This is a genomic window from Nocardiopsis sp. L17-MgMaSL7, assembly GCF_003182025.1.
Taxonomy (GTDB): Bacteria; Actinomycetota; Actinomycetes; order Streptosporangiales; family Streptosporangiaceae; genus Nocardiopsis; species Nocardiopsis prasina.
Genome location: NZ_QGTF01000007.1, coordinates 23,896 through 44,054 on the forward strand (window position 1 = coordinate 23,896; position 20,159 = coordinate 44,054).

17 protein-coding genes are annotated in these 20,159 nt (G+C 70.8%); 13 read left to right on the top strand and 4 right to left on the bottom strand.

Features of this window, described 5'->3' with window-relative positions; translation table 11 throughout:
- Positions 1-99: 99 nt before the first annotated feature.
- The 7 genes from BDW27_RS13680 (at position 100) to BDW27_RS13710 (ending at position 8,461) form a co-directional block, all read left to right on the top strand.
- On the top strand, positions 100-699 hold the full coding sequence (locus BDW27_RS13680; RefSeq protein WP_110049555.1) for a GNAT family N-acetyltransferase: 600 nt from the start codon (positions 100-102) through the stop codon (positions 697-699).
- Positions 700-1,099: 400 nt separating this feature from the next.
- Positions 1,100-1,309, top strand: a complete 210-nt coding sequence (locus BDW27_RS13685) for a heavy-metal-associated domain-containing protein (protein WP_017542758.1) — start codon at positions 1,100-1,102, stop codon at positions 1,307-1,309.
- A 1-nt stretch (position 1,310) separates the two neighbouring features.
- The gene (locus tag BDW27_RS13690) at positions 1,311-1,514 is read left to right on the top strand and encodes a hypothetical protein (RefSeq protein WP_110049556.1); all 204 of its coding nucleotides are present in this window, start codon (positions 1,311-1,313) and stop codon (positions 1,512-1,514) included.
- Positions 1,515-1,531: 17 nt separating this feature from the next.
- Positions 1,532-3,823, top strand: a complete 2,292-nt coding sequence (locus BDW27_RS13695; RefSeq protein ID WP_110049557.1) for a cation-translocating P-type ATPase — start codon at positions 1,532-1,534, stop codon at positions 3,821-3,823.
- Between the two features lie 264 nt (positions 3,824-4,087).
- A complete protein-coding gene (locus BDW27_RS13700) occupies positions 4,088-5,374 on the top strand; it encodes a cytochrome P450 (RefSeq protein ID WP_110049558.1) in 1,287 nt (428 codons plus the stop codon).
- Positions 5,371-6,468 (top strand): cytochrome P450, encoded by a 1,098-nt coding sequence (locus BDW27_RS13705; RefSeq protein ID WP_110049559.1) that lies wholly within the window; start codon positions 5,371-5,373, stop codon positions 6,466-6,468. The genes BDW27_RS13700 and BDW27_RS13705 overlap by 4 nt, the downstream gene beginning before the upstream one ends.
- 259 nt (positions 6,469-6,727) lie before the next feature.
- Positions 6,728-8,461 carry a serine/threonine-protein kinase gene (locus tag BDW27_RS13710; RefSeq protein ID WP_110049560.1) on the top strand — a complete coding sequence of 578 codons (1,734 nt, stop codon included), beginning with the start codon at positions 6,728-6,730 and terminating at the stop codon, positions 8,459-8,461.
- A gap of 3 nt (positions 8,462-8,464) precedes the next feature.
- Here BDW27_RS13710 and BDW27_RS13715 read toward each other — a convergent pair whose 3' ends face one another.
- The 3 genes from BDW27_RS13715 to BDW27_RS13725 form a co-directional block, all read right to left on the bottom strand.
- A complete protein-coding gene (locus BDW27_RS13715; RefSeq protein WP_370446494.1) occupies positions 8,465-9,907 on the bottom strand; it encodes a glutamate decarboxylase in 1,443 nt (480 codons plus the stop codon).
- 67 nt (positions 9,908-9,974) lie between these two features.
- Positions 9,975-10,670 (bottom strand): response regulator transcription factor, encoded by a 696-nt coding sequence (locus tag BDW27_RS13720; protein WP_193374206.1) that lies wholly within the window; start codon positions 10,668-10,670, stop codon positions 9,975-9,977.
- Positions 10,667-11,842, bottom strand: coding sequence for a sensor histidine kinase (locus BDW27_RS13725; protein ID WP_110049562.1), 1,176 nt, complete (start codon positions 11,840-11,842; stop codon positions 10,667-10,669). The genes BDW27_RS13720 and BDW27_RS13725 overlap by 4 nt, the downstream gene beginning before the upstream one ends.
- A gap of 179 nt (positions 11,843-12,021) precedes the next feature.
- On the opposite strand from BDW27_RS13725, the gene BDW27_RS13730 reads away from it, so the two are divergent.
- The gene (locus BDW27_RS13730) at positions 12,022-12,264 is read left to right on the top strand and encodes a hypothetical protein (RefSeq protein ID WP_110049563.1); all 243 of its coding nucleotides are present in this window, start codon (positions 12,022-12,024) and stop codon (positions 12,262-12,264) included.
- 117 nt (positions 12,265-12,381) lie between these two features.
- On the top strand, positions 12,382-13,197 hold the full coding sequence (locus tag BDW27_RS13735; RefSeq protein WP_110049789.1) for an NAD(P)H-binding protein: 816 nt from the start codon (positions 12,382-12,384) through the stop codon (positions 13,195-13,197).
- Positions 13,198-13,258: 61 nt separating this feature from the next.
- Here the strand turns inward: BDW27_RS13735 and BDW27_RS13740 are convergent, their stop codons facing one another.
- Complete coding sequence (locus BDW27_RS13740) at positions 13,259-14,413, bottom strand: acyl-CoA dehydrogenase family protein (protein WP_049578402.1); 1,155 nt, start codon at positions 14,411-14,413, stop codon at positions 13,259-13,261.
- A 135-nt stretch (positions 14,414-14,548) separates the two neighbouring features.
- Here BDW27_RS13740 and BDW27_RS13745 point away from each other — a divergent pair, with 135 nt between their 5' ends.
- The 4 genes from BDW27_RS13745 (at position 14,549) to BDW27_RS13760 (ending at position 20,101) form a co-directional block, all read left to right on the top strand.
- A complete protein-coding gene (locus BDW27_RS13745; protein WP_110049564.1) occupies positions 14,549-15,265 on the top strand; it encodes a TetR/AcrR family transcriptional regulator in 717 nt (238 codons plus the stop codon).
- A gap of 87 nt (positions 15,266-15,352) precedes the next feature.
- The gene (locus tag BDW27_RS13750; RefSeq protein WP_110049565.1) at positions 15,353-16,978 is read left to right on the top strand and encodes a peptide chain release factor 3; all 1,626 of its coding nucleotides are present in this window, start codon (positions 15,353-15,355) and stop codon (positions 16,976-16,978) included.
- Between the two features lie 779 nt (positions 16,979-17,757).
- On the top strand, positions 17,758-19,044 hold the full coding sequence (locus BDW27_RS13755) for a citrate synthase (RefSeq protein WP_017542773.1): 1,287 nt from the start codon (positions 17,758-17,760) through the stop codon (positions 19,042-19,044).
- A 223-nt stretch (positions 19,045-19,267) separates the two neighbouring features.
- Positions 19,268-20,101, top strand: a complete 834-nt coding sequence (locus BDW27_RS13760; protein WP_110049566.1) for an HdeD family acid-resistance protein — start codon at positions 19,268-19,270, stop codon at positions 20,099-20,101.
- Positions 20,102-20,159: the final 58 nt, after the last annotated feature.

A 20,159-nucleotide genomic window follows, 5' to 3' on the forward strand; every position in this document is an offset into this window, starting at 1 on the left:
AGCTTTCAGGCATCCGTGTTCTTTCGGTCACCGCGGATCATCGCTAGTGTGCTGGATCACAGTTGTGGCGGTCAGAGTTGTGCCTCGCGAGGGAGTCCGATGTCCATCGTCTCAATCGAGCCCGCCACCGCCGAGCGGTGGGATGACCTGGAGAACCTGTTCGGACCGACCGGAGCGTACGGGCACTGCTGGTGCACGTTCTTCCGAAGACGCGCCAAGGACCACACGGCGAGTGTGTCCTGCGACCGGTCCACACGCGGTCTGGACAACAAGGAGGAGTTGCGTCGACTGACCCTGGACGGTCGTGTGCCGGGGCTGATCGCCTATGACGGGGACGGCCCCTGCGGCTGGGTCTCCGTGGCGCCGCGGGAGGACTTCATCCGCCTGTCCCGCTCGCGGACGCTGCGCCCGTCCGACCCCGACGAGCCCGGGGTGTGGTCCCTGGTGTGCTTCTGGCTGCCGCCGCGCAGACGCAAACGCGGGCTGGGCAGCCGGTTGCTGGACGGTGCCATCGAGTACGCGCGCGCGGGCGGCGGCCGGGTCCTGGAGGCCTATCCCGTGGACACGGCGGGCGGGCGCGCCCCCAGTGCCGAGGTCTACACGGGCACGGTCGAGATGTTCCGCAGGGCCGGGTTCACGTTGGAGGGGCACCACCTGAGTGAGCGGGTGGTGGCCCGGCTGGAGCTGAAGGCCGAGTAGCGCCCACGCCTCCCCGCCCCAAGTCCCCTTCCCCTTCCCCCTTTCTCCATCCGTCACCTCCCTTCCCCGGGCGCCGGAGAGGCGGCCCGACAAACGGGGGGAGGGTATCCGAGACCGAGTCTCTCCCGGTCGTCGCGGGTGTGTCGCCGTCGAGGCGGCCCCGGGGTGTCCGATGATCCAAGGGCTCCCCGCGCGCGCCGTGGGGGCCCCGTTTCGCGTGTCCGCCCTGTCCCGGCGGGGTTCCGTCGTGCTCGGTACCCCCCTGGGGTAACGTGGAGTGCGTGTTCCGGGGTCGAGGCGACGCAGGGGTTTGACAGTTCTATACCCCAGGGGGGTATATTGGGCCTCGTTGGAACACGAGCCCGCGCACCAGTGCGGCAGAACCCAGCAGGAGGCAGGAATGGCCAGCACCGTCGTCTACACCGTCGAGGGCATGAGCTGCGGACACTGCGTCAACTCGGTCACCGAGGAGGTCAGCGGGGTCTCCGGCGTCACCGACGTGAAGGTCGACCTGGAGAGCCGGAAGGTGACCGTCACCGGTGAGAGCCAGATCGACGACGCCGCCGTGCGCGCCGCGATCGACGAGGCCGGGTACGAGGTGGCGAGCTGACATGGGGGTGACCACGAAGCTCGCGCTGTACGCGGTGGGTCTCGTGGTCGTGTTCGTCGCGGCGTTCGGGGTCGGCACCCAGGTCGGCCCCGTCCTGCCGAACCAGCCCGGGGGACACGCGGAGAGCGTGGAGTCCCCGGCTTCCGCCGAACAGGACCACGACACCACCGAGAGGGACCACGTCGACGACGGCGTCGACCACTAGCCACCCTGGAGCGGCATATGAGTAGCAGCAAGACGGCGTCCGCCGCGGTGGAGCCGGTGGAGCTGGCGATCGGCGGGATGACCTGCGCGGCCTGTGCCAACCGGGTGGAGAAGCGCCTCAACAAGATGGAGGGCGTCACCGCCACCGTCAACTTCGCGACAGAGAAGGCCCGGGTCACCTTCGAGGGCGAGGGGATCCCGGTCGAGGACCTGGTCACCCAGGTCGAGAAGGCGGGCTACACCGCCACCGTGCCCCGGACCGATCCCGACACCGCCGCCGAGGCGTCCGACCCGGCCGACCCCACCCGGGCCCTGTGGAACCGCGCCCTGGTCTCCATCGTCCTGTCCGTCCCCGTCATCGCGATGGCGATGGTCCCGGCGCTCCAGTTCACCTACTGGCAGTGGGCCTCCCTCGCCCTGGCCGCGCCGGTCGTGGTCTGGGGCGCGCTGCCCTTCCACGTCGCCGCGTGGAAGAACCTCCGGCTGGGCACCGCGACCATGGACACCCTGGTGTCCCTGGGCGTCACCTCGGCCTTTCTGTGGTCCCTGTACGCCCTGTTCCTGGGCACCGCCGGGACGCCGGGCATGACCCACCCCTTCGAGTTCACCATCGCCCGCACCGACGGGTCGGCCAACATCTACCTGGAGGTCGCGGCGGGCGTCACCTCCTTCATCCTCCTCGGCAAGTTCTTCGAGGCGCGGTCCAAGCGCCGCGCGGGCGCCGCTCTGCGCGCGCTCCTGGAGATGGGCGCCAAGGAGGTCGCCGTGCTGCGCGGCGAGGGCCCCGGCGCACGTGAGGAACTGGTCGCCGTGGACCGGTTGGCGGTCGGCGACCGCTTCGTGGTCCGCCCCGGCGAGAAGATCGCCACGGACGGCACCGTCGAGGAGGGCACCTCCGCCGTCGACATGAGCATGCTCACCGGTGAGTCCGTCCCGGTCGAGGTCGCGCCCGGCTCCGCCGTGGTCGGCGCCACCGTCAACGCCGGCGGCCGCCTGGTCGTGCGGGCCTCGCGGGTCGGCTCCGACACCCAGCTCGCGCAGATGGCGCGCCTGGTCGAGGACGCCCAGAACGGCAAGGCCGCCGTGCAGCGGCTCGCTGACCGGGTGTCCGGCGTGTTCGTGCCGGTCGCCATCATGATCGCCGTCGCGGCCCTGGGCTTCTGGCTCGGCACCGGCGACCCGGCCGGGGCGGCCTTCACCGCCGCCGTGGCCGTGCTGATCATCGCTTGCCCCTGCGCCCTCGGCCTGGCCACCCCGATGGCTCTCATGGTGGGCACCGGTCGCGGCGCCCAGCTCGGCATCCTGATCAAGGGCCCGGAGGTGCTGGAGAGCACCCGGCGAGTGGACACCGTGCTGCTGGACAAGACCGGCACCGTCACCACCGGCCGGATGGCCCTGGCCGGGGTCACTGTCGCCGAGGGCGAGGACGAGGACGAGGTCCTGCGCCTGGCTGGCGCCCTGGAGAACGCCTCCGAGCACCCCATCGCCCGCGCCATCGCCACGGGGGCCGTGGTGCGGGTCGGGGACCTGTCCGTCCCGGAGGACTTCGCGAACGTCGAGGGCCTGGGCGTGCAGGGAGTCGTGGACGGCCACGCCGTCCTCGTGGGCCGGGCCGCGCTCCTCGCTGAGTGGTCACAGCCCCTGTCCGACGACCTGACCCTGGCCATGCGGGCGGCCGAGGCCGAGGGCCGCACCGCCGTCGCGGTCGGCTGGGACGGCCGGGCCCGCGGTGTGCTGGTCGTGTCCGACACCGTCAAGCCGACCAGCGCCGAGGCGGTCCGCCAGTTCCGCGACCTCGGGCTCACGCCGATCCTGCTGACCGGCGACAACGAGGCGGTGGCCCGCTCGGTCGCCGCCGAGGTGGGCATCGACGAGGTCGTCGCCGAGGTCCTGCCCAAGGACAAGGTGGACGTGGTCACCCGGCTCCAGTCCGAGGGTCGCACGGTGGCGATGGTCGGCGACGGGGTCAACGACGCCGCCGCGCTCGCCCAGGCCGACCTGGGGCTGTCCATGGGCACCGGTACCGACGTGGCCATCGAGGCGAGCGACCTCACCCTGGTCCGGGGCGACCTCCGGGCGGCCGCAGACGCGGTCCGGCTCTCCCGGCGCACGCTCGGCACCATCAAGGGCAACCTGTTCTGGGCCTTCGCCTACAACACCGCCGCCCTGCCCCTGGCCGCGATGGGCCTGCTCAACCCGATGCTCGCCGGGGCGGCGATGGCGCTGTCGAGCGTCTTCGTGGTGACCAACAGCCAGAGGTTGCGCCGGTTCCGCCCCCTGACCGGAACCGGTCAGATCGACACTCAGTAGCGACAATGTGACGCAGGTCTCGCAACTGGCGCGGACGGGCCGCTAGGGTTGCGCGAAGCCCCGCCCCATGGGCTTCGCGTTGATCCGCGCGGCCCGCACGCGTGTCGGCGCACCCCCCGCCGGACCGGCGTCCCGCGCGCCGCGAGCACCAGAGAGGACGTCCCTCCGCAGCCGCTCCCCCCGCACAGCAGAGGTCTCCCCGTGTCATCTGGATGTCCCCGCGCGAAGCTGTACCACCACGAACCGCGACCCGACCCCTACTCCGTGTACGAGCGCATGCGCGCCGAACACGGCCCGGTGGTCCCGGTGGAGCTCGAACCCGGTGTGCACGGGTGGCTCGTCACCGACTACACCACCCTCATCTCCTGGTCGCGGGACACCACCACGTTCGGACACGACGCGCGCCTGTGGAAGGACTTCCGCGAGGGCCGCGTCAGCGCGGACGCCGCGGTCCTGCCCATGATGGCGCCGCGCCCCAACGCCCTCTTCGTCGACGGGACCGAGCACCAGAGGTACCGCAGGGCGATCACCGACAGCCTGGGCGCGATCGCTTCCGAGCGGTGGGTCCGGGTCACCGAACGCTACGCCCACGGGCTCATCGACCAGTTCTGCCAGCGCGGCCGGGCCGACGTCCTCAACGAGTACGCCCGCATGCTGCCGTTGCTGGTCATCAACGAACTGTTCGGGTTCGACCGCGACCAGGGCGTGCGCTTCGTCGAGGCCATGCGCAACCTGTGGCTGGGCGTCGACGCGGAGCGGTCCAACGCCCAGGCCGAGCGGGCGCTGTCGGAGGTGGTCACCGCCAAGCACCGCGATCCCGGCGACGACGTCACCACCCGGCTGATCCGGCACCGTGCCGCGCTCACTGACGAGGAGGTGATCATGCAGCTTCTGCTGGTGGTCGCCGCCGCCAACGAGCCGACGGCCAACCTCATCAACGCGGGAGTCCGCGAGGTGCTGGCCGACCCGAACGCCCCGGCCGACCGTGCGCCCTCCCCGACGATGCTCGCCGACATCGTCGACCGGGTGCTGTGGCACGACCCGCCCATCACCAACTACCCCGTGATCTACCCGCGCGTGGACGTGCCGCTCGGAGACGGCCGCACCATCGAGGCGGGTTCCCCCATCCTGCTGGGCTTCGCCGCGTCCAACCGCTTCTACATGGAGGAGAACGCGGAACGGATGGAGGAGACCCGCAACCGGGCCCACGTGGCCTGGGGCGCCGGGCCGCACCGCTGCCCGGCGCGTGAGGAGGCCACCACGATCACCATCGTCGCGCTGCGCACCCTCCTCGACCGCCTGCCGGGGCTCAGGGTGGAGGTGCCGCCGGAGGACCTGCGCTGGCACCTGTCCGCCCTGTCCTGGATACCCGTCACCCTTCCCGTGCAGTTCACACCCCAGAACCCCCCGCCCCCCACACCGGTGGAAGGAACCCCTTGGACCGCGTCAGACTCGCGCCCGGAAACCTCCGCGCACAGAGCACCCACCTCCGGAAGATCGCCCCTGTCGTCCCTGTCCAGCTTCCTGGTGAGGTTGATGCGTGGGTCGTGACCACCCACGAGGCGGTCAGCGCCGCCCTCGCCGACCCGCGCGTCCAGAAGGACAAGAAGTACTGGACGGCGTTCAACAACGGGGAGATCCCGGCGGACTGGCCGCTGATCTCGTGGATCATCAACGAGAACATGCTCTCCAAGGACGGTGAGGACCACACCCGCCTGCGCCGTCTGGTCTCCAAGGCCTTCACCCCGCGCCGGGTCGAGCTGCTGCGCGAGGGGGTCGTCGCGATCGTCGAGTCGCTCCTGGACGACCTGGAACGGGCGGCGGCGGAGAGCCCGGACGGTGTCGTGGACCTGCGGGCGGTCGTCTCCCAGCCGCTGCCACTCACCGTGATCAGCGAACTGTTCGGGGTGGACGAGGCGACCCGGCCCCGCCTGCACCGGCCCGTGGGCGTCTTCTTCGACCAGAGCGTCACTCCCGAGGAGGCGATGGCCACCTTCTTCGAGCTGTGGGGCGTGCTCACCGAGCTGGTGGAGACCAAGCGCGCCGAACCCGGCGACGACCTGACCACCGCCCTCATCGCCGCCCGCGACGAGGAGGACCGGCTCACCGAGGACGAGCTCCTCTGGAACCTGGTGCTGTTCATCAGCGCCGGCTACGAGACGACGATGAACCTGATCTCCAACGCCGTGCGCGCGCTCACCCACCACCGCGACCAGCTCGACCTGGTCGTGGCGGGCGAGGTGGAGTGGTCCAAGGCCGTGGAGGAGGTGCTGCGCTGGGACCCGCCGGGCCAGTACGTGCCCATGCGCTACACGACCGAGGACATGGAGCTGGCGGGGGTGCCGATCCCCAAGGGGGAGCCGCTCCTGCTCGGCTACGGCTCCGCGGGCCGCGACGAGGCGCGCCACGGGCCCACCTCCGAGGAGTTCGACGTCACCCGTGCGGACAGCTCGCACCTGTCCTTCTCCCACGGGCGCCACTACTGCCTGGGGGCGAGCCTGGCCCGCATGGAGGTGAACGCGGTGCTGCCGCGCCTGTTCGAGCGCTTCCCGGATCTGGACGTGGCGGTGGACGACGCCGACCTGGTCCCGGCCCCGTCGATCATCTCCTCCGGGGTCGACGCCCTTCCGGTCCGGCTGCGCTGATCCCCCGGGGTGGCCCGCCCGGTTTCGGCGGTCCCGTCGTGGGTCACCCCGGTGGCCCCGGCGGGATTCGCGCATTTCAGGGGTGATTCCGGGGTTTGGAGACCCGGGGGCAACAGCCTTTGCACCTTCCGGAGAGCACCAAGGAGCGGGGCCGGCCTTCTAGACTCGGCAGGGTCCCCCGGTCCCCTCCCGTCGACCCCTGCCCTGTCCCGCCCTCCTCCCACGGAAGGCCCCCTCCCCCGAAGAGGATCGCGCGCACATGAACAGTTCGGAATCCGACCCCGGCCGTGTCCTGGTCAACCGGTACCGCCTGGACGAGGTCATCGGCGCGGGCGGTATGGGCCGGGTCTGGCGCGGCACGGACACCCTGCTGGACCGCCCGGTGGCGGTCAAGGAGCTGACCACGCCGCCCAGCCTCCCGCCGCACGAGGTCGACGTCCTGCGCACGCGGATGATCCGCGAGGCCCGCAGCGCCGCGCAGCTCAGCCACCCGTCCATCATCACGGTGTTCGACGTGGCGGAGGAGGACGGCCGCCCGTGGATCGTGATGGAACTCGTTCGGGGTCCCTCCCTCGGCGACCTCATCAAGGACGAGGGCGGGCTGGCGGTCCCGCGCGCGGCCAATGTCGGCGAGCAGATGGCCGCCGGTCTGGCCGAGGCGCACGAACGCGGCATCGTGCACCGCGACATCAAGCCGGGCAACGTGCTCATCGCGGGCAACGACCGCGCCGTCCTCACCGACTTCGGCATCGCCCATCTGGACGGTTCCACCCACCTGACCAGCACCGGGCTGCTGATCGGGTCGCCGAGCTACCTGGCCCCGGAGGTCGCGCACGGCCGCGCGGCCACCTCCGCCTCCGACATGTGGGCGCTCGGCATCACCCTCTACCAGACGGTGGAGGGCACGCTCCCGTTCGACCGTCCCACCCCGATGGCCACACTGACTGCCATCGTCACCCAGGACCTGCCGGAGACCCCCAACGCGGGCGCGCTCCGCCCCGTCCTGGAGGCCCTCACCGAGAAGCGCCCCGAGGACCGGCCGTCGGTGACCGAGGTCCGCGCCCTCCTCAGGGAGATCCGGGACTCCGGCGGATCGACGAGCACCACCATGGTGGCGCCCGCCCTCGCCCCCGAACCCGCCCTGGAACCGGCCGACCCGCAGGCCCCGTCCGACTGGAACCGGGTCACCGACCAGGGCACCGTGCACCGCGCGGTCAGCGCCGCCGAGGCCGCACCCGCCCCGGTCCCGCCGCCTCCCAGCGTGCCCCGGCGCACCCGTGAACACGCGGCGGGCTCCCGCAGGAGGGCGCTGCTGGTCGCCGTGGCGGCGGTCGTCCTGCTGGTCACCGTCGGCGCGGCCACGCTGTTCGTCAGCATGAACCGGGCGGACGACACGGACGCCGGGCTGGCCGGTTCCAGCGAGGAGCAGCCCGCCGGAGGCGCCCCGGAGGAGGGCGCCACAGAGGAGACCGAGGCCTCCGCCGGTGCCGAGGGTGAGGGCGGCGCGGAGGAGGAGGAAGCGGCGGCCGAGGACGAGGACGACGAGGAGGACGACCAGTGGGACTTCCTCGAACGCCACGAGGACTCCAGCGGCTTCTCCGTGGACGTGCCCGGGAACTGGGAGGTCGACCGCCAGGGCCACATGGTCTACTTCCGCAACCCGGACGGCGGCTACCTGCTGGTGGACCAGACCTCCAACCCCAACGACGACGCGGGTGACGACTGGCGCGACTTCGAGCCGACCGGCCGCCAGAACTTCGGCGGCTACTCGCTGATCGGCATCGAGGACGTGGACTCCGACTGGGCCGACGACTACGTCAGCGCCGCCGACTGGGAGTTCACCTTCAGCGGGCGCAACGGCGAGATGCACGCCATCAACCGCGGCTTCCACACCGAGGACATCGGCTACGCCCTGTTCCTGGTGAGCGCCGACGAACAGGACTACAACCACGAACTCCTCGACCGCATCTCGGAGTCCTTCGACCCCGCCTAGCGACTAGGCGCTCCGGGAGGGCGGCCGGGGCGTGCTGGTGGACGAACCGGCGCCGTGGTTGAAGCCGCCCGCCTCGTCCTGGGTGAGCGAGGGCGTGGGCGGGTGGCCCCGCAGGTGCTCGATGGCGCGTTCCAGGTCGGCCAGGAACAGGTCGCCCATGTCGCGGCTGAAGCCGTGCCGCACCAGTACGCGCTGGACGACCTCGTCCTGGCGGTCCACCGGCAGCGGGTAGGCGGGGACCAGCCAGCCCCGGGTGCGCAGGCGGTCGGCGAGGTCGTAGAGGGTGAAGGGCTCGTCGCCGACCATCCGCCACGCCACGGCGCTGATGCCCCGGGCCGGGTCGCCGCCGTGGATGATCTCGAACGGGCCCATCGCGGCCACCCGCTCGGCCAGGTGCCGGGCCGTCTCCGTCTGGGCCCCGTGGACGCGCCGGTAGCCCTCGCGGCCAAGGCGGACGAAGTCGTAGTACTGCGAGACGACCGGCCCGCCGGGGCGCGAGAAGTTGAGGCTGAAGGTGGCCTCCTCCCCGCCCAGGTAGTTGACCCGGAACACGAGGTCCTCCGGCAGGTCCTCGGTGGTCCGCCAGACCGCCCACCCCGCGCCGAGCGGGGCCAGCCCGGTCTTGTGGCCCGAGGCGTTGATCGAGCGGACCCGGGGCAGCCGGAAGTCCCAGACCAGGCCGGGCTCGGTGAACGGGGCGACGAACGCGCCGTTGGCCCCGTCCACGTGCACGCGGATGTCGTGGCCGGTGCGCTCCTCGAAGCGGTCCAGGGCCTCCGTGATGCCACGGACGTCCTCGAAGAGCCCGGTGAAGGTCTGGCCGAAGTTGCAGACCACCATGATGGTGTTCTCGTCGCAGTGGCGCTCGACGTCGTCCGGTTCCAGCACGTACCTGTCACCGCGTAGGGGGACCTGGCGGAGCTCGACGTCGAAGTAGCGGGCGAACTTCTCCCAGCACACCTGGACCGGCCCGCAGACGAGGTTGGGTCGGTCGGTGGGTCGGCCCGCCGCCTCGCGGCGCTCGCGCCAGGCGAACTTGGCGGCGAGCCCGCCGAGCATGGCGGCCTCGCTGGAACCGGTGGTGGAGGTCCCCAGGGTCCCGGCCGGGTCGGGGGAGTGCCACAGGTCGGCGAGCATGCGCACGCAGCGCCGCTCCAGCTCGGCGGTCTGGGGGTACTCGTCCTTGTCGATCATGTTCTTGTCGAGCGACTCGTCCATGAGCCGGTGCACCTCGGGCTCCACCCAGGTCGTGCAGAAGGTGGCGAGGTTCATCCGGGAGACGCCGTCGAGCATGAGCTCGTCGTGGACCAGCTGGTAGGCCACGCGCGCCTCGGTGCCCAGGCGCGGGAAGCCGTCCTTGGGTGCGCCGTGGCGCATCAGCCACTCCGCGTAGACGTCGGCGTCGCTGTTGTCCCCGTGCCCGCCCATCCACGCCCCCGTGCTCACCGTGATGCCATGGTCACCACCAGTATGCGATCCGGGGGCCCCGCCGGACGGGAGGACCCGCGCGGCGTCAGCTCCGGTCCTCGTCGAGGAGCCGGGCGTCGTGCACCAGCAGGGCGATCTGCACGCGGTTGTTCAGGTCCAGCTTGGTGAGGACGCTGGACACGTGGGTCTTGACCGTCGGCACGCTCAGGAACAGCCGTGCGGCGATGTCGGCGTTGGACCGCCCCTCGCCGACGGCGACCGCCACCTCGGTCTCCCGCCCGTTCAGCACCGACAGGCGGGCCCGCGCCCGGTCCGCGCGTGCTCCCTGATCGGTCTGGGCGACCCGGTCCATCAGCCGCCTCGTCACGTTCGGCGACAACACGGGGAAGCCCCGCGCCACCCGCCGCACCGACTCCACGATCTCCTCGGGCGGGGTGTCCTTGAGCAGGAACCCCGCGGCCCCCGCCCGCAGCGCGCGCAGCACGTGCTCGTCGGCGTCGAAGGTGGTGAGCACCAGCACCTCCGGCGGGTCGGGCAGGGCACGCAGCCGCTCGGTGGCGGTCAGCCCGTCCACCGTGGGCATGCGGATGTCCATCAGGACCACGTCCGGCGAGTGCAGCTCGACCAGCTCCTGGACCGCGCCGCCGTCCTCGGCCTCGGCGAGCACGCGTACGTCCGGGGCACCGCCCATCATCATCACCAGACCGACCCGTACCAGGGCGTCGTCGTCGACGATCACCACACCGATCCGTCGGTCCACGTCCCGCTCCGTTTCGCTCATGAGGGCCACGGTAGCCAGGCGGAAAGGCGCCAGCCACCATCGGCGGTCGGGCCGTACTCCAGGCGGCCGGAGGCGAGGGAGACCCGCTCGGTCAGGCCGACCAGGCCCTGGCCGCCCCCGGACGCCTCAGTGACCGCCTCCGGGTCGCGGACGGCGGGTCCGTTGCCCACCTCCACGTTCAGCCCCCGGCCGGGGGACCCGGAGATCCGCACGGACGTGCGAGCGCCGGTGGCGTGTTTGCGGGCGTTGGTCAGCCCCTCCTGGACGATCCGGTACGCGGTGCGCCCGGTGCGTTCGGGGACCTCACCGGAGTACTCCTCCACGAGGTCCACCCCGGCGCCGGTGTCGCCGGCCTCGGTCACCAGCTGGGAGAGGTCGGCCATCGTGGGCTGTGGAAGCTCGCCCACCGGGGCACGCAGCACGCCGATCACCTCGCGCAGGTCCTGGAGGGCCTGGTGGGCGCTCTCCCGGATCACCCCGGCGGAGCGGGCGACCTCCTCGGCCGGGGCGTTCGGCCGGTACTCCAGGGCGCCGGCGTGCACGCTGAGCAGAGAGAGCCGGTGCCCCAGGACGTCGTGGATCTCCCTGGCGATCGACTCGCGGACCCTGTGCTGGGCCTGTTCGGCGCGCAGCTGGGCCTCGGCCTCGGCGTGCGCGGCCCGCTCCCGCAGGGAGTCGAACAGCTGGCGGCGGTGCTGCACCGAGAGGCCCCATCCGGCGGCGGCGCCCTGGAAGACCGCGCTCAGCAGGAACGTCGTCACGACGGGGGTCCCGTGCGGGTCGGGGTGGACCAGGGCGCCCACGTACGAGGCCAGGAAACTCAGGCCCAGCACCGTCAGGCCCACCCTGGGCGGGCGGTGGACGCACAGGGAGAACAGGGCGACGAGCATCGCCCCCACGGCCAGCTGGGACACCGCTGAGGCCGCCACGAGGACCACGGCGACCCCCACCGGCCAACGGCGCCGCCACCACAGTGCCGTGCAACAGGCGAGGGCGACCAACTGCTCGGTGACCCTGAGGGGGTCGGGCGGAACCGGCGGAGGGGGCTCCCCGGGCATGGTCACCACGCCCAGCAGGCCGAATCCGAGCGCCGTCAGGAACATCAGGGAGTCCACGACCCAGTCGCGCGCGCCGCGCCGGTACCGCTGCCGGGAGGAGGTCGTGTCGTTCATCGTCTCGGAGTCTATGGAGTGGACGACCCGCAGGTGAGAGGACGGGGCCGACTCGATACCGAAGGCCGCTCGGGTCGCTACTTTGGTCGCGTGGCGGCCCCCGGGAGAAGACCTCGGAAGGGCGAGCGGCCACCTCGCGGCCGATCCGCGCGAGGGTGCGGGCTCCCTAACGTCGTGTCATGCGCAAAGCACTCCAGGGCCTGGGCGCCCTCCTCACCCTCATGGGGATCAGCGGGGCCGTCGACCACCTCTGGACCCAGCCGATTCTCGGGATCGTGCTCAACGCCTTCAACCGCCTGGTGGTCCGCAACGTCGCCGTGCTCCAGGAGAACGCCCTGCTCGCCAACCTGGGGCTGGCGGCCTGCGGGATCGTCCTCGTCGTCTGCGTGGAGTCGCTGACACACTCCCGCGGGCGCGGCTGAGACCCCCGCGTCCGTCCCTGACACGGACCGGTTCCCCCGTTTCGCGCTCGTTTGGCCCCCGGGAGTGGGTACCGTCAGCAGGCGGAGCACCCGCGCGTGAACCTGGGGGATCACCCGATGAGCACACTGGTCACCGGCGCCACCGGACAGGTGGGTCGACGTGTCCTGACCGAACTGCGCAGACGCGGCCTGCCCGCGGCCGGTGCCTCCAGGGACGGTGAGGTGCGGTTGGACTGGACCGACACCACCAGCTGGGAACCGGCGTTGAAGGGGGTGGAGAGTCTCTTCGTGACCGTTCCCATGGCCAGTGGGCTGGCCGACCGGGCGGGGGCCTTCCTGGAGAAGGCCGCCGGGACCGGGGTCCGGACGGCGGTGCTGACCACCGCGATGGGGACCGAGAACGGCCCGCCCGACTCCGAGCAGCGCGTCCTGGAACGCAGGGTCCGGGAGCTGTTCGACCACTGGACGGTGGTCCGCCCCAACTGGCTGGACCAGGACTTCACCGAAGGCCTCTTCGCCCGGCTGGCGCGCTCGCGCAACGGGCGCCTGGAGCTGCCGCTGCGCAAGCACGCGGCGGTCAGCTTCGTGGACGCGCGCGACGTCACCGACACTGTCGTCGCGGCGCTCACCGACGACTCCCTCCACGGGCGCGAGTACACGCTCACCGGTCCCGCCCCCGTCACCTTCCGCGAGGTCGTGCGGATGACCAAGGGGACGGAGAGCCCCGTGTGGCGGTACAAGAAGCTCGACGAGGCCGGATTCTACTTCCGGGCCACCAACATGGGCTGGTCGGACCGGTACGTGGACACCCTCAACGAACGGTTTCGGGCCGTGGCCAACGGCCAGGCGGCCGTGGTCACCGACGACGTCCGCCGTGCCCTGGGCCGTGACCCCGTTCCCATGGCCAAGTTCGTCCGCGAGTCGGTGCACTGACCCCGGAACCGCGAACGCCCACCTCCCCGAGCCGGGAGGCGGGCGTCGTGAGGCCGACGGCCTACTTCAGGAGCTGGCGGGCCATCACCATGCGCTGGATCTGGTTGGTGCCCTCGTAGATCTGGGTGATCTTGGCGTCGCGCATCATGCGCTCCAGCGGGAAGTCCTTCACGTAGCCCGCGCCGCCCAGCAGCTGCACGGCGTCCGTGGTGATCTCCATGGCGGCATCGGAGGCGTAGCACTTGGCGGCCGCGCCGAAGAAGGCGAGGTCGTCGTCCCCGCGCTCGGACTTGGCGGCGGCCACGTAGACCATCTGACGGGCGGTCTCCAGCTTCATGGCCATGTCGGCGAGCATGAACTGGATGCCCTGGAACTCGGCGATCGCCTTGCCGAACTGCTCGCGCTCCTTCACGTAGGCCACGGCGTGGTCCAGGGCGCCCTGGGCGATGCCGACGGCCTGCGCGCCGATGGTGACGCGGGTGTGGTCCAGGGTGCGCAGGGCGATCTTGAGGCCCTCGCCCGGGGCGCCGACCATGCGGTCGCCGGGGAGGCGCACGTCGTCGAAGAACAGCTCACGGGTGGGGGAGCCCTTGATGCCGAGCTTGCGCTCGGGCTCGCCGAGGGTCAACCCGGCGTCGTCGGCGTGGACCACGAAGGCGGAGATGTTGCGGCCGCGTTTGCCCTCGGGGTCGGTGACGGCCAGGACGGTGTAGTACTCGCTGACACCCGCGTTGGTGATCCAGGACTTCTGGCCGTTGAGGATCCAGTCGTCGCCCTTGGGCGTGGCCAGGCTGCGCATGGACGCGGTGTCGGAACCGGCCTCGCGCTCGGACAGGCCGTAGGAGAACATCGCCTCGCCGCGCGCCACCGGCGGCAGGTAGCGCTGCTTGACCTCCTCGGAGGCGCCCAGGATCAGCGGCATGGTGCCGAGCTTGTTCACCGCCGGGATGAGTGAGGAGGAGGCGCACACGCGGGCGACCTCCTCGATGATGACGCAGGTCGCGAGCGCGTCGGCGCCCATGCCCTCGTAGTCCTCGGAGATGTGCGCGGCGTGGAAGTCGGTGGCGACCAGGGCGTCCAGCGCGTCCTGCGGGAAGGCGGACTTCTCGTCCACCTCGGCGGCGTGCGGGGCGATCTTGTCCTCGGCCACGGAGCGGACCGCGGCCCGCAGCTCCTCGTGCTCCTCGTTGGTCTTGAACAGGTCGAAGTCGCCCATCACGCTCTCCTCGCTCTGGCACCGCGTGCCTGGATATGGCATTCGGTGCCAGGTTAGGAGATGATCGGTGCGAAGTACACAGACGGGGTCGGATACCTTGGCGCCGGACGAGTCGCCGGGGCAAGAGCGGGGGAGGTGGACGTGGCGACGACGCGTGTGTCGACCCGCGAGGCGGTGCTCGCGGCCGTGCGGCTGTTCACCGACGAGGGCTTCGACGGCACCACCATGGACGGCATCGCCGCCGCCACCGGGGTGAGCCGACGCAGCCTCTTCCGCAGGTTCGGCTCCAAGGAGGACCTCCTCTTCGCCGAGCACGACGAACTCTTCGAGACGGTCGTGCGCTACATGGAGGCCTCCCCCGAGACCCCGACGGCCACGGTGGTCACCGCCGCGCGCCTGGTCTTCCAGGGTTACGTGCGCGACCCCGAGATCACCGTCCCCCGGTACCGGCTGGTGCGCGCCCACCCCAGGCTGCGGGACCGGGAGGTGGCGATGACCGCCAGGTACCAGGCCGCGTTCAGCCGCTACCTGGCCCAGAGCGCGGGGGACGACCGGCCCTCCCTGGAGGTCGAGATGGTCGCCGCCGCCGTCATCGCCGCCCACAACCACGTGCTGCGCGGCTGGCTGCGCGCGCCCGGGGACGCGGGGGTGTGGGACCGCTTCGACGAGGCGATGGCCAGGATCGCCGACCTCGCCGCGCCCCTGATCGGCGGCGCCGGGGCGGACCGGGGCGGCCCGTCCGGGCGGGGCACGGGCGAGGGGGAGCGCGTCCTGGTGGCGGTCTATCCGAGCGGCACGGACCCCTCCGACCTGCTGCGACGGGTCTCCGAGGCGGTCGAGCGGGACCGGTAGCCCGATCGGGTCCCAGCCACACCCGCGCGCGCGTAGGCTGGACGGGGCCGAAAACAGGGCAGCACACGAGGCGGGGCGGCAGCGCAGATGAGCGTGGACACGGCGGGAGCGACCAAGCAGGAGTCCGAGGTCGCCCAGGAGGCGGAGCGGCGGCGGACCTTCGCGGTCATCTCCCACCCCGACGCCGGTAAGTCGACGCTGACCGAGGCGCTGGCACTGCACGCCGCGGCCATCTCCTCCGCCGGAGCCGTACACGGCAAGGGCGACCGCAAGGGCGTCACCTCGGACTGGATGGACATGGAGCAGGACCGGGGGATCTCCATCACCTCGGCCGCGCTGCGCATCGACTACGACGACCGCGTCCTCAACCTGCTGGACACCCCCGGCCACGCCGACTTCTCCGAGGACACCTACCGGGTGCTCTCGGCGGTCGACTGCGCGATCATGCTGCTGGACTCGGCCAAGGGCCTGGAGCCGCAGACCCTCAAGCTCTTCGACGTGTGCCGGGCCCGCAAGATGCCGGTCATCACGTTCGTGAACAAGTGGGACCGGCCGGGCCGCGAGCCGCTGGAACTCCTCGACGAGATCGAGCAGCGCATCGGCCTGCGCCCGACCCCGCTGAACTGGCCGGTCGGCATCGCGGGCGACTTCCGCGGCCTGGTCGACCGCACGAACGGCACGTACACCAAGATGACGCGGACCCCCGGCGGCGCCCAGAAGGCGATCGAGGAGGTCCTGGACTCCGATCGTGCCGCCGAGGTCGAGCTGGACGCCTGGGAGCAGGCCAAGGAGGAGATCGAACTCCTTGAGGCCCTGGGCGCCGACTTCGACCACGAGTCCTTCATGGCGGGCGAGTCCTCCCCGGTGCTGTTCGGCGCGGCGCTGTCCAACTTCGGGGTGGGGCAGCTGCTGGACACCGTCGTGGGCCTGGCCCCCGCGCCGTCGGCCAAGGTCGACGACAAGGACCGGACGCGCCGGGTGGAGCAGCCCTTCTCCGGCCAGGTCTTCAAGATGCAGGCCAACATGGACAAGAACCACCGGGACCGGATGGCGTTCGTGCGGGTCAGCTCGGGCCGGTTCGACCGGGGCATGGTGCTCACGCACGCGCCCACCGGCCGCCCCTTCGCCACCAAGTACACCCAGGCGGTGTTCGGCTCGGACCGCTCCACCATCGACACGGCCTTCCCGGGCGACGTGATCGCCCTGGTCAACGCGCACGCGCTGGCGGTGGGGGACACCCTCTTCGACGGCCCCAAGGTCTCCTTCCCGCCGATCCCCAGCTTCGCGCCCGAGCACTTCGTGGTGGCGCGCGCGGTGGACGCGGGCAAGTACAAGCAGTTCCAGCGCGGTATCGCCCAGCTCGACGCCGAGGGCGTGGTGCAGGTGCTCACCTCCGACGTGCGAGGCGAGCAGGCACCCGTGCTGGCGGCGGTCGGCCCGCTCCAGTTCGACGTGGTCAGGCACCGGATGGAGCAGGAGTTCCGCAGCCCGATCGAGGCCTCCCCGCTGGAGTACTCGGTGGCGCGGCGCACGGACGAGGAGTCCGCGCCGACGCTGCACTCGCTGTCCGGGGCCGAGGTCCTGCGGCGCCGTTCGGACGGTGAACTGCTGGTCCTGGTCCACAACAAGTGGCGTCTGCGCGTGATCGAGCGGGACCACCCCTCGCTGTTCATGGAGGCGTTGCTCGCCGGTGGTGTGGACGAGGGCGAGTAGCGCCCGTCACCGGCTGTACACCGCGGGTCGGATTCTCCGGCATTGCGTGAAGTCATTGTTTACCGGCGGTGAAAGTCGGTCACCCGTTGTCGACTTCGGTCACGTTCGGTGTGCCATTCGCCGTGCCCCGTTCGGGGCCGTCGGCCCGGCTGTGACGAGAGGGACGAATGCCACGTCCGGGACGCGTGTGAACTCTCGTGCGCGGGGCACATACTCAGATCCCCGGAGTGCCGGGGACAGCACCCTTTGGGGGGCCGACGCACCGCCTCCGGGCTGGGCAGAGGCCAAGATCACCGAGTCGGGGGTGCCCCGCCTCAGCCCTTGTGATCAGGGCGAAGGTACTCTGATGGCAGGCCGCTAGGGCGTGTTCGAACACCTGGCCGCACCGAGTTCCGTTCGGGTATGTCCGCATCTGTGAAGGGCGGTCCGAAGAGCGGCTCCGGGTGCGTCCCGCGTGGGGGTTCGGGGCGCCCAGGGGACCGGTTCAGGAGGCCAGGGACGGATGGCGGGAGAACCCCGTCGGCGTCCGTGATGTCTCAGGGCGATCACGGCGTTATCGACGTTCGGCAAAGTCTGTAAATCTTCACTCCACGGTAATTCTGATCACGTCTGGGTATGTGTTGCATGTCACCTGTTCGTGAATCGGTGAAACTTATATGATTTTGCTTAACCGTCGTTTAACAAAACAGAACAATAACGAGTGAACAAGTCGCGGCGGCGGATCGCCTCGCGTCTGACGCACCTCACGTATCCCCCGCCTGGAAAGGTTGACCTCGGGCATGAGCGATGACAAAGAGCGCACGGTGGAGCTCCACTACGAGGGCGGCGTGCTGAAGCTGCCGGTTTTCACCGGTACCGAGGGTGAGAGCACCATCGAGCTGAAGACCCTGCTGGGGTCGACCGGTATGACGACCCTGGACCCTGGGTTCGGCAATACCGCTTCGTGTAGCTCGAAGATCACCTACATCGATGGGGCCGCGGGCATCCTGCGTTACCGCGGGTACCCGATCGAGGACCTCGCCGTACACAGCACCTTCCTCGAGTCCGCCTATCTGGTGATCTACGGCGAGCTGCCGGAGCCCGGCCAGCTCAAGGAGTTCTCCGAGCAGCTGCGCGACAACTCCGACATCCCGGCCGACATGGGCGCGTTCATCGACGCGATGCCCCGTAACGGCCACCCCATGGCACTGATCTCCAGCGCCGTGAACACCCTCGCCGCGTACTACGACGACAGCGTGGACCCGGACGACGAGAACCAGGTCGAGCTCGCCACGATCCGGCTGATGGCCAAGCTGCCGACGATCGCGGCCCGCATCTACCGCAACTCCATCGGCGCGTCGCCGATCGCCCCGGACCCCTCGCTCGACTACGTCGACAACTTCATCCGGATGACCTTCGGCGACGAGGCCCCCACCGGTGAGCTCGGCGAGCTGTTCAACAAGGCCGTCGGCATGCTGCTGGTGCTGCACGCCGACCACGAGCTGAACTGCTCCACGGCCACCGTGCGCGTGGTGGGCTCCTCCAAGGCCGACATCTACGCCAGCGTCGCCTCGGGCATCAACGCCCTGTCCGGCCCCTCCCACGGCGGCGCCAACCAGGCCGTCCTGGAGATGCTGGAGGAGATCCGCGACTCCGGTATCTCCATCGAGGACTTCCTGGAGAAGGTCAAGGCCCGCGAGATGCGTCTCATGGGATTCGGCCACCGGGTCTACAAGAACTTCGACCCGCGCAGCAAGGAGATCAAGGTTCTGGCCAGCCAGATCCTCGACAGCCACGACAACCCCGACGAGCTCTTCGCGCTCGCCCTCAAGCTTGAGGCCGCCGCGCTCCAGGACTCGTACTTCACTGAGCGCAAGCTCTACCCGAACGTCGACTTCTACACCGGCGTCATCTACCGCACCATGGGCTTCCCGACCAACATGTTCACCGTGTTGTTCGCCATCGGCCGCCTGCCCGGCTGGGTCGCCCACTACCGCGAGCAGCTCAGCGACCCGGCCTTCCGGATCGCCCGCCCGCGCCAGCACTACATCGGCTCCGCCGAGCGCCGCTACCCCGGTCAGGGCTGATCCCGCCGGAGTACCTCGACCGCCCGCCCACGTCACCGACGAGGGCGGGCGTTCGTGTGTCCGGGGGCTGTGCGAAGCGCGCTCCGAGGCGCCCAGTTCCAGGTGCAGAACCTCCCTTGCCGTGTATTTTGCGTACTTTCTGTCATCCGTATGCGACGTTGAGGGAAGTGGCAGAGCGTGACCCCGCACACGAGCGGGACCACACGAGGAAGGGGGCCTGGTCATGGTCCGGTACGCGTTGACAGGCGACATACTCGGAGAACTGAGCCGTCACTGGTGGGTCCTGGTCGTACGCGGTGTGGTCGCGGTGGTCTTCGGTCTGCTGGCCCTCGTCTGGCCGGGAGCGAGCCTGCTGGCCCTGGCGATCATCTTCGGTGTCTTCGCGCTGGTGGACGGGGTCGCGCTCGCGTTCACCGCCTACCGCGCCACCCCGGGGAGCCGGTTGTCGCTGGGCGTGCAGGCCGGACTGAGCATCGTCCTGGGTCTGCTCGCCCTCACCTGGCCGATGGCCGCGATCATCGCCATCGTCTTCCTGATCGGTGCCTGGGCGATCGTCACCGGTGTCGCCGAGATCGTCACCGCCGTGCGCCTGCGCGCCCACATCAGCTCCGAGTGGCTGCTGATCTTCGTCGGCGCCCTCTCGGTGATCTTCGGTCTCCTGATGTGGTTCTGGCCGTTGGCGGGAGCCGAGGCGATCATGCTGGTCGTCGGTGTGTACGCGATCGTGTTCGGTGTGGTCATGGCGGTCGCGGGCTTCCAGCTGCGCGGCGCCACGGACGGCGTCCGGTCGACCAGCGAGCAGGACACCGTCGCCACCGCGGACGCCGACACCGACGCGGACCTCGACGGGGCGGGCGGTGCGACGGCCGCCACCGGGAAGGACGCGGAGCGTCCGGTGAGCGCGTTCGACGAGGGGTACGCAGGCGGCTACACCGACGGCTACCGGGGGGATGGGCGCGACACCGAGCAGGCGCCCGGGGACGACGAGACGGCCTCGCCCCGCTCGGGACGCCACCGGGCCCCGAAGAAGGGCCCGAACGATCCCGGGACCCCGTAGGGCCGGGGAGCCGTGGCCCGAGCTCGGAGCCGGGGCCACGGGCGGCTCAGCCGCCGTT

What these genes read in the sequence shown, in the direction of transcription:
- BDW27_RS13680 (WP_110049555.1), top strand. Translation starts at nt 100, where the DNA reads ATGTCCATCGTCTCAATCGAGCCCGCCACCGCCGAGCGGTGGGATGAC.
- BDW27_RS13685 (WP_017542758.1), top strand. Translation starts at nt 1,100, where the DNA reads ATGGCCAGCACCGTCGTCTACACCGTCGAGGGCATGAGCTGCGGACAC.
- BDW27_RS13690 (WP_110049556.1), top strand. Translation starts at nt 1,311, where the DNA reads ATGGGGGTGACCACGAAGCTCGCGCTGTACGCGGTGGGTCTCGTGGTC.
- BDW27_RS13695 (WP_110049557.1), top strand. Translation starts at nt 1,532, where the DNA reads ATGAGTAGCAGCAAGACGGCGTCCGCCGCGGTGGAGCCGGTGGAGCTG.
- BDW27_RS13710 (WP_110049560.1), top strand. Translation starts at nt 6,728, where the DNA reads ATGAACAGTTCGGAATCCGACCCCGGCCGTGTCCTGGTCAACCGGTAC.
- BDW27_RS13720 (WP_193374206.1), bottom strand. Translation starts at nt 10,670, where the DNA reads ATGAGCGAAACGGAGCGGGACGTGGACCGACGGATCGGTGTGGTGATC.
- BDW27_RS13725 (WP_110049562.1), bottom strand. Translation starts at nt 11,842, where the DNA reads ATGAACGACACGACCTCCTCCCGGCAGCGGTACCGGCGCGGCGCGCGC.
- BDW27_RS13730 (WP_110049563.1), top strand. Translation starts at nt 12,022, where the DNA reads ATGCGCAAAGCACTCCAGGGCCTGGGCGCCCTCCTCACCCTCATGGGG.
- BDW27_RS13735 (WP_110049789.1), top strand. Translation starts at nt 12,382, where the DNA reads ATGAGCACACTGGTCACCGGCGCCACCGGACAGGTGGGTCGACGTGTC.
- BDW27_RS13740 (WP_049578402.1), bottom strand. Translation starts at nt 14,413, where the DNA reads ATGGGCGACTTCGACCTGTTCAAGACCAACGAGGAGCACGAGGAGCTG.
- BDW27_RS13750 (WP_110049565.1), top strand. Translation starts at nt 15,353, where the DNA reads ATGAGCGTGGACACGGCGGGAGCGACCAAGCAGGAGTCCGAGGTCGCC.
- BDW27_RS13755 (WP_017542773.1), top strand. Translation starts at nt 17,758, where the DNA reads ATGAGCGATGACAAAGAGCGCACGGTGGAGCTCCACTACGAGGGCGGC.
- BDW27_RS13760 (WP_110049566.1), top strand. Translation starts at nt 19,268, where the DNA reads ATGGTCCGGTACGCGTTGACAGGCGACATACTCGGAGAACTGAGCCGT.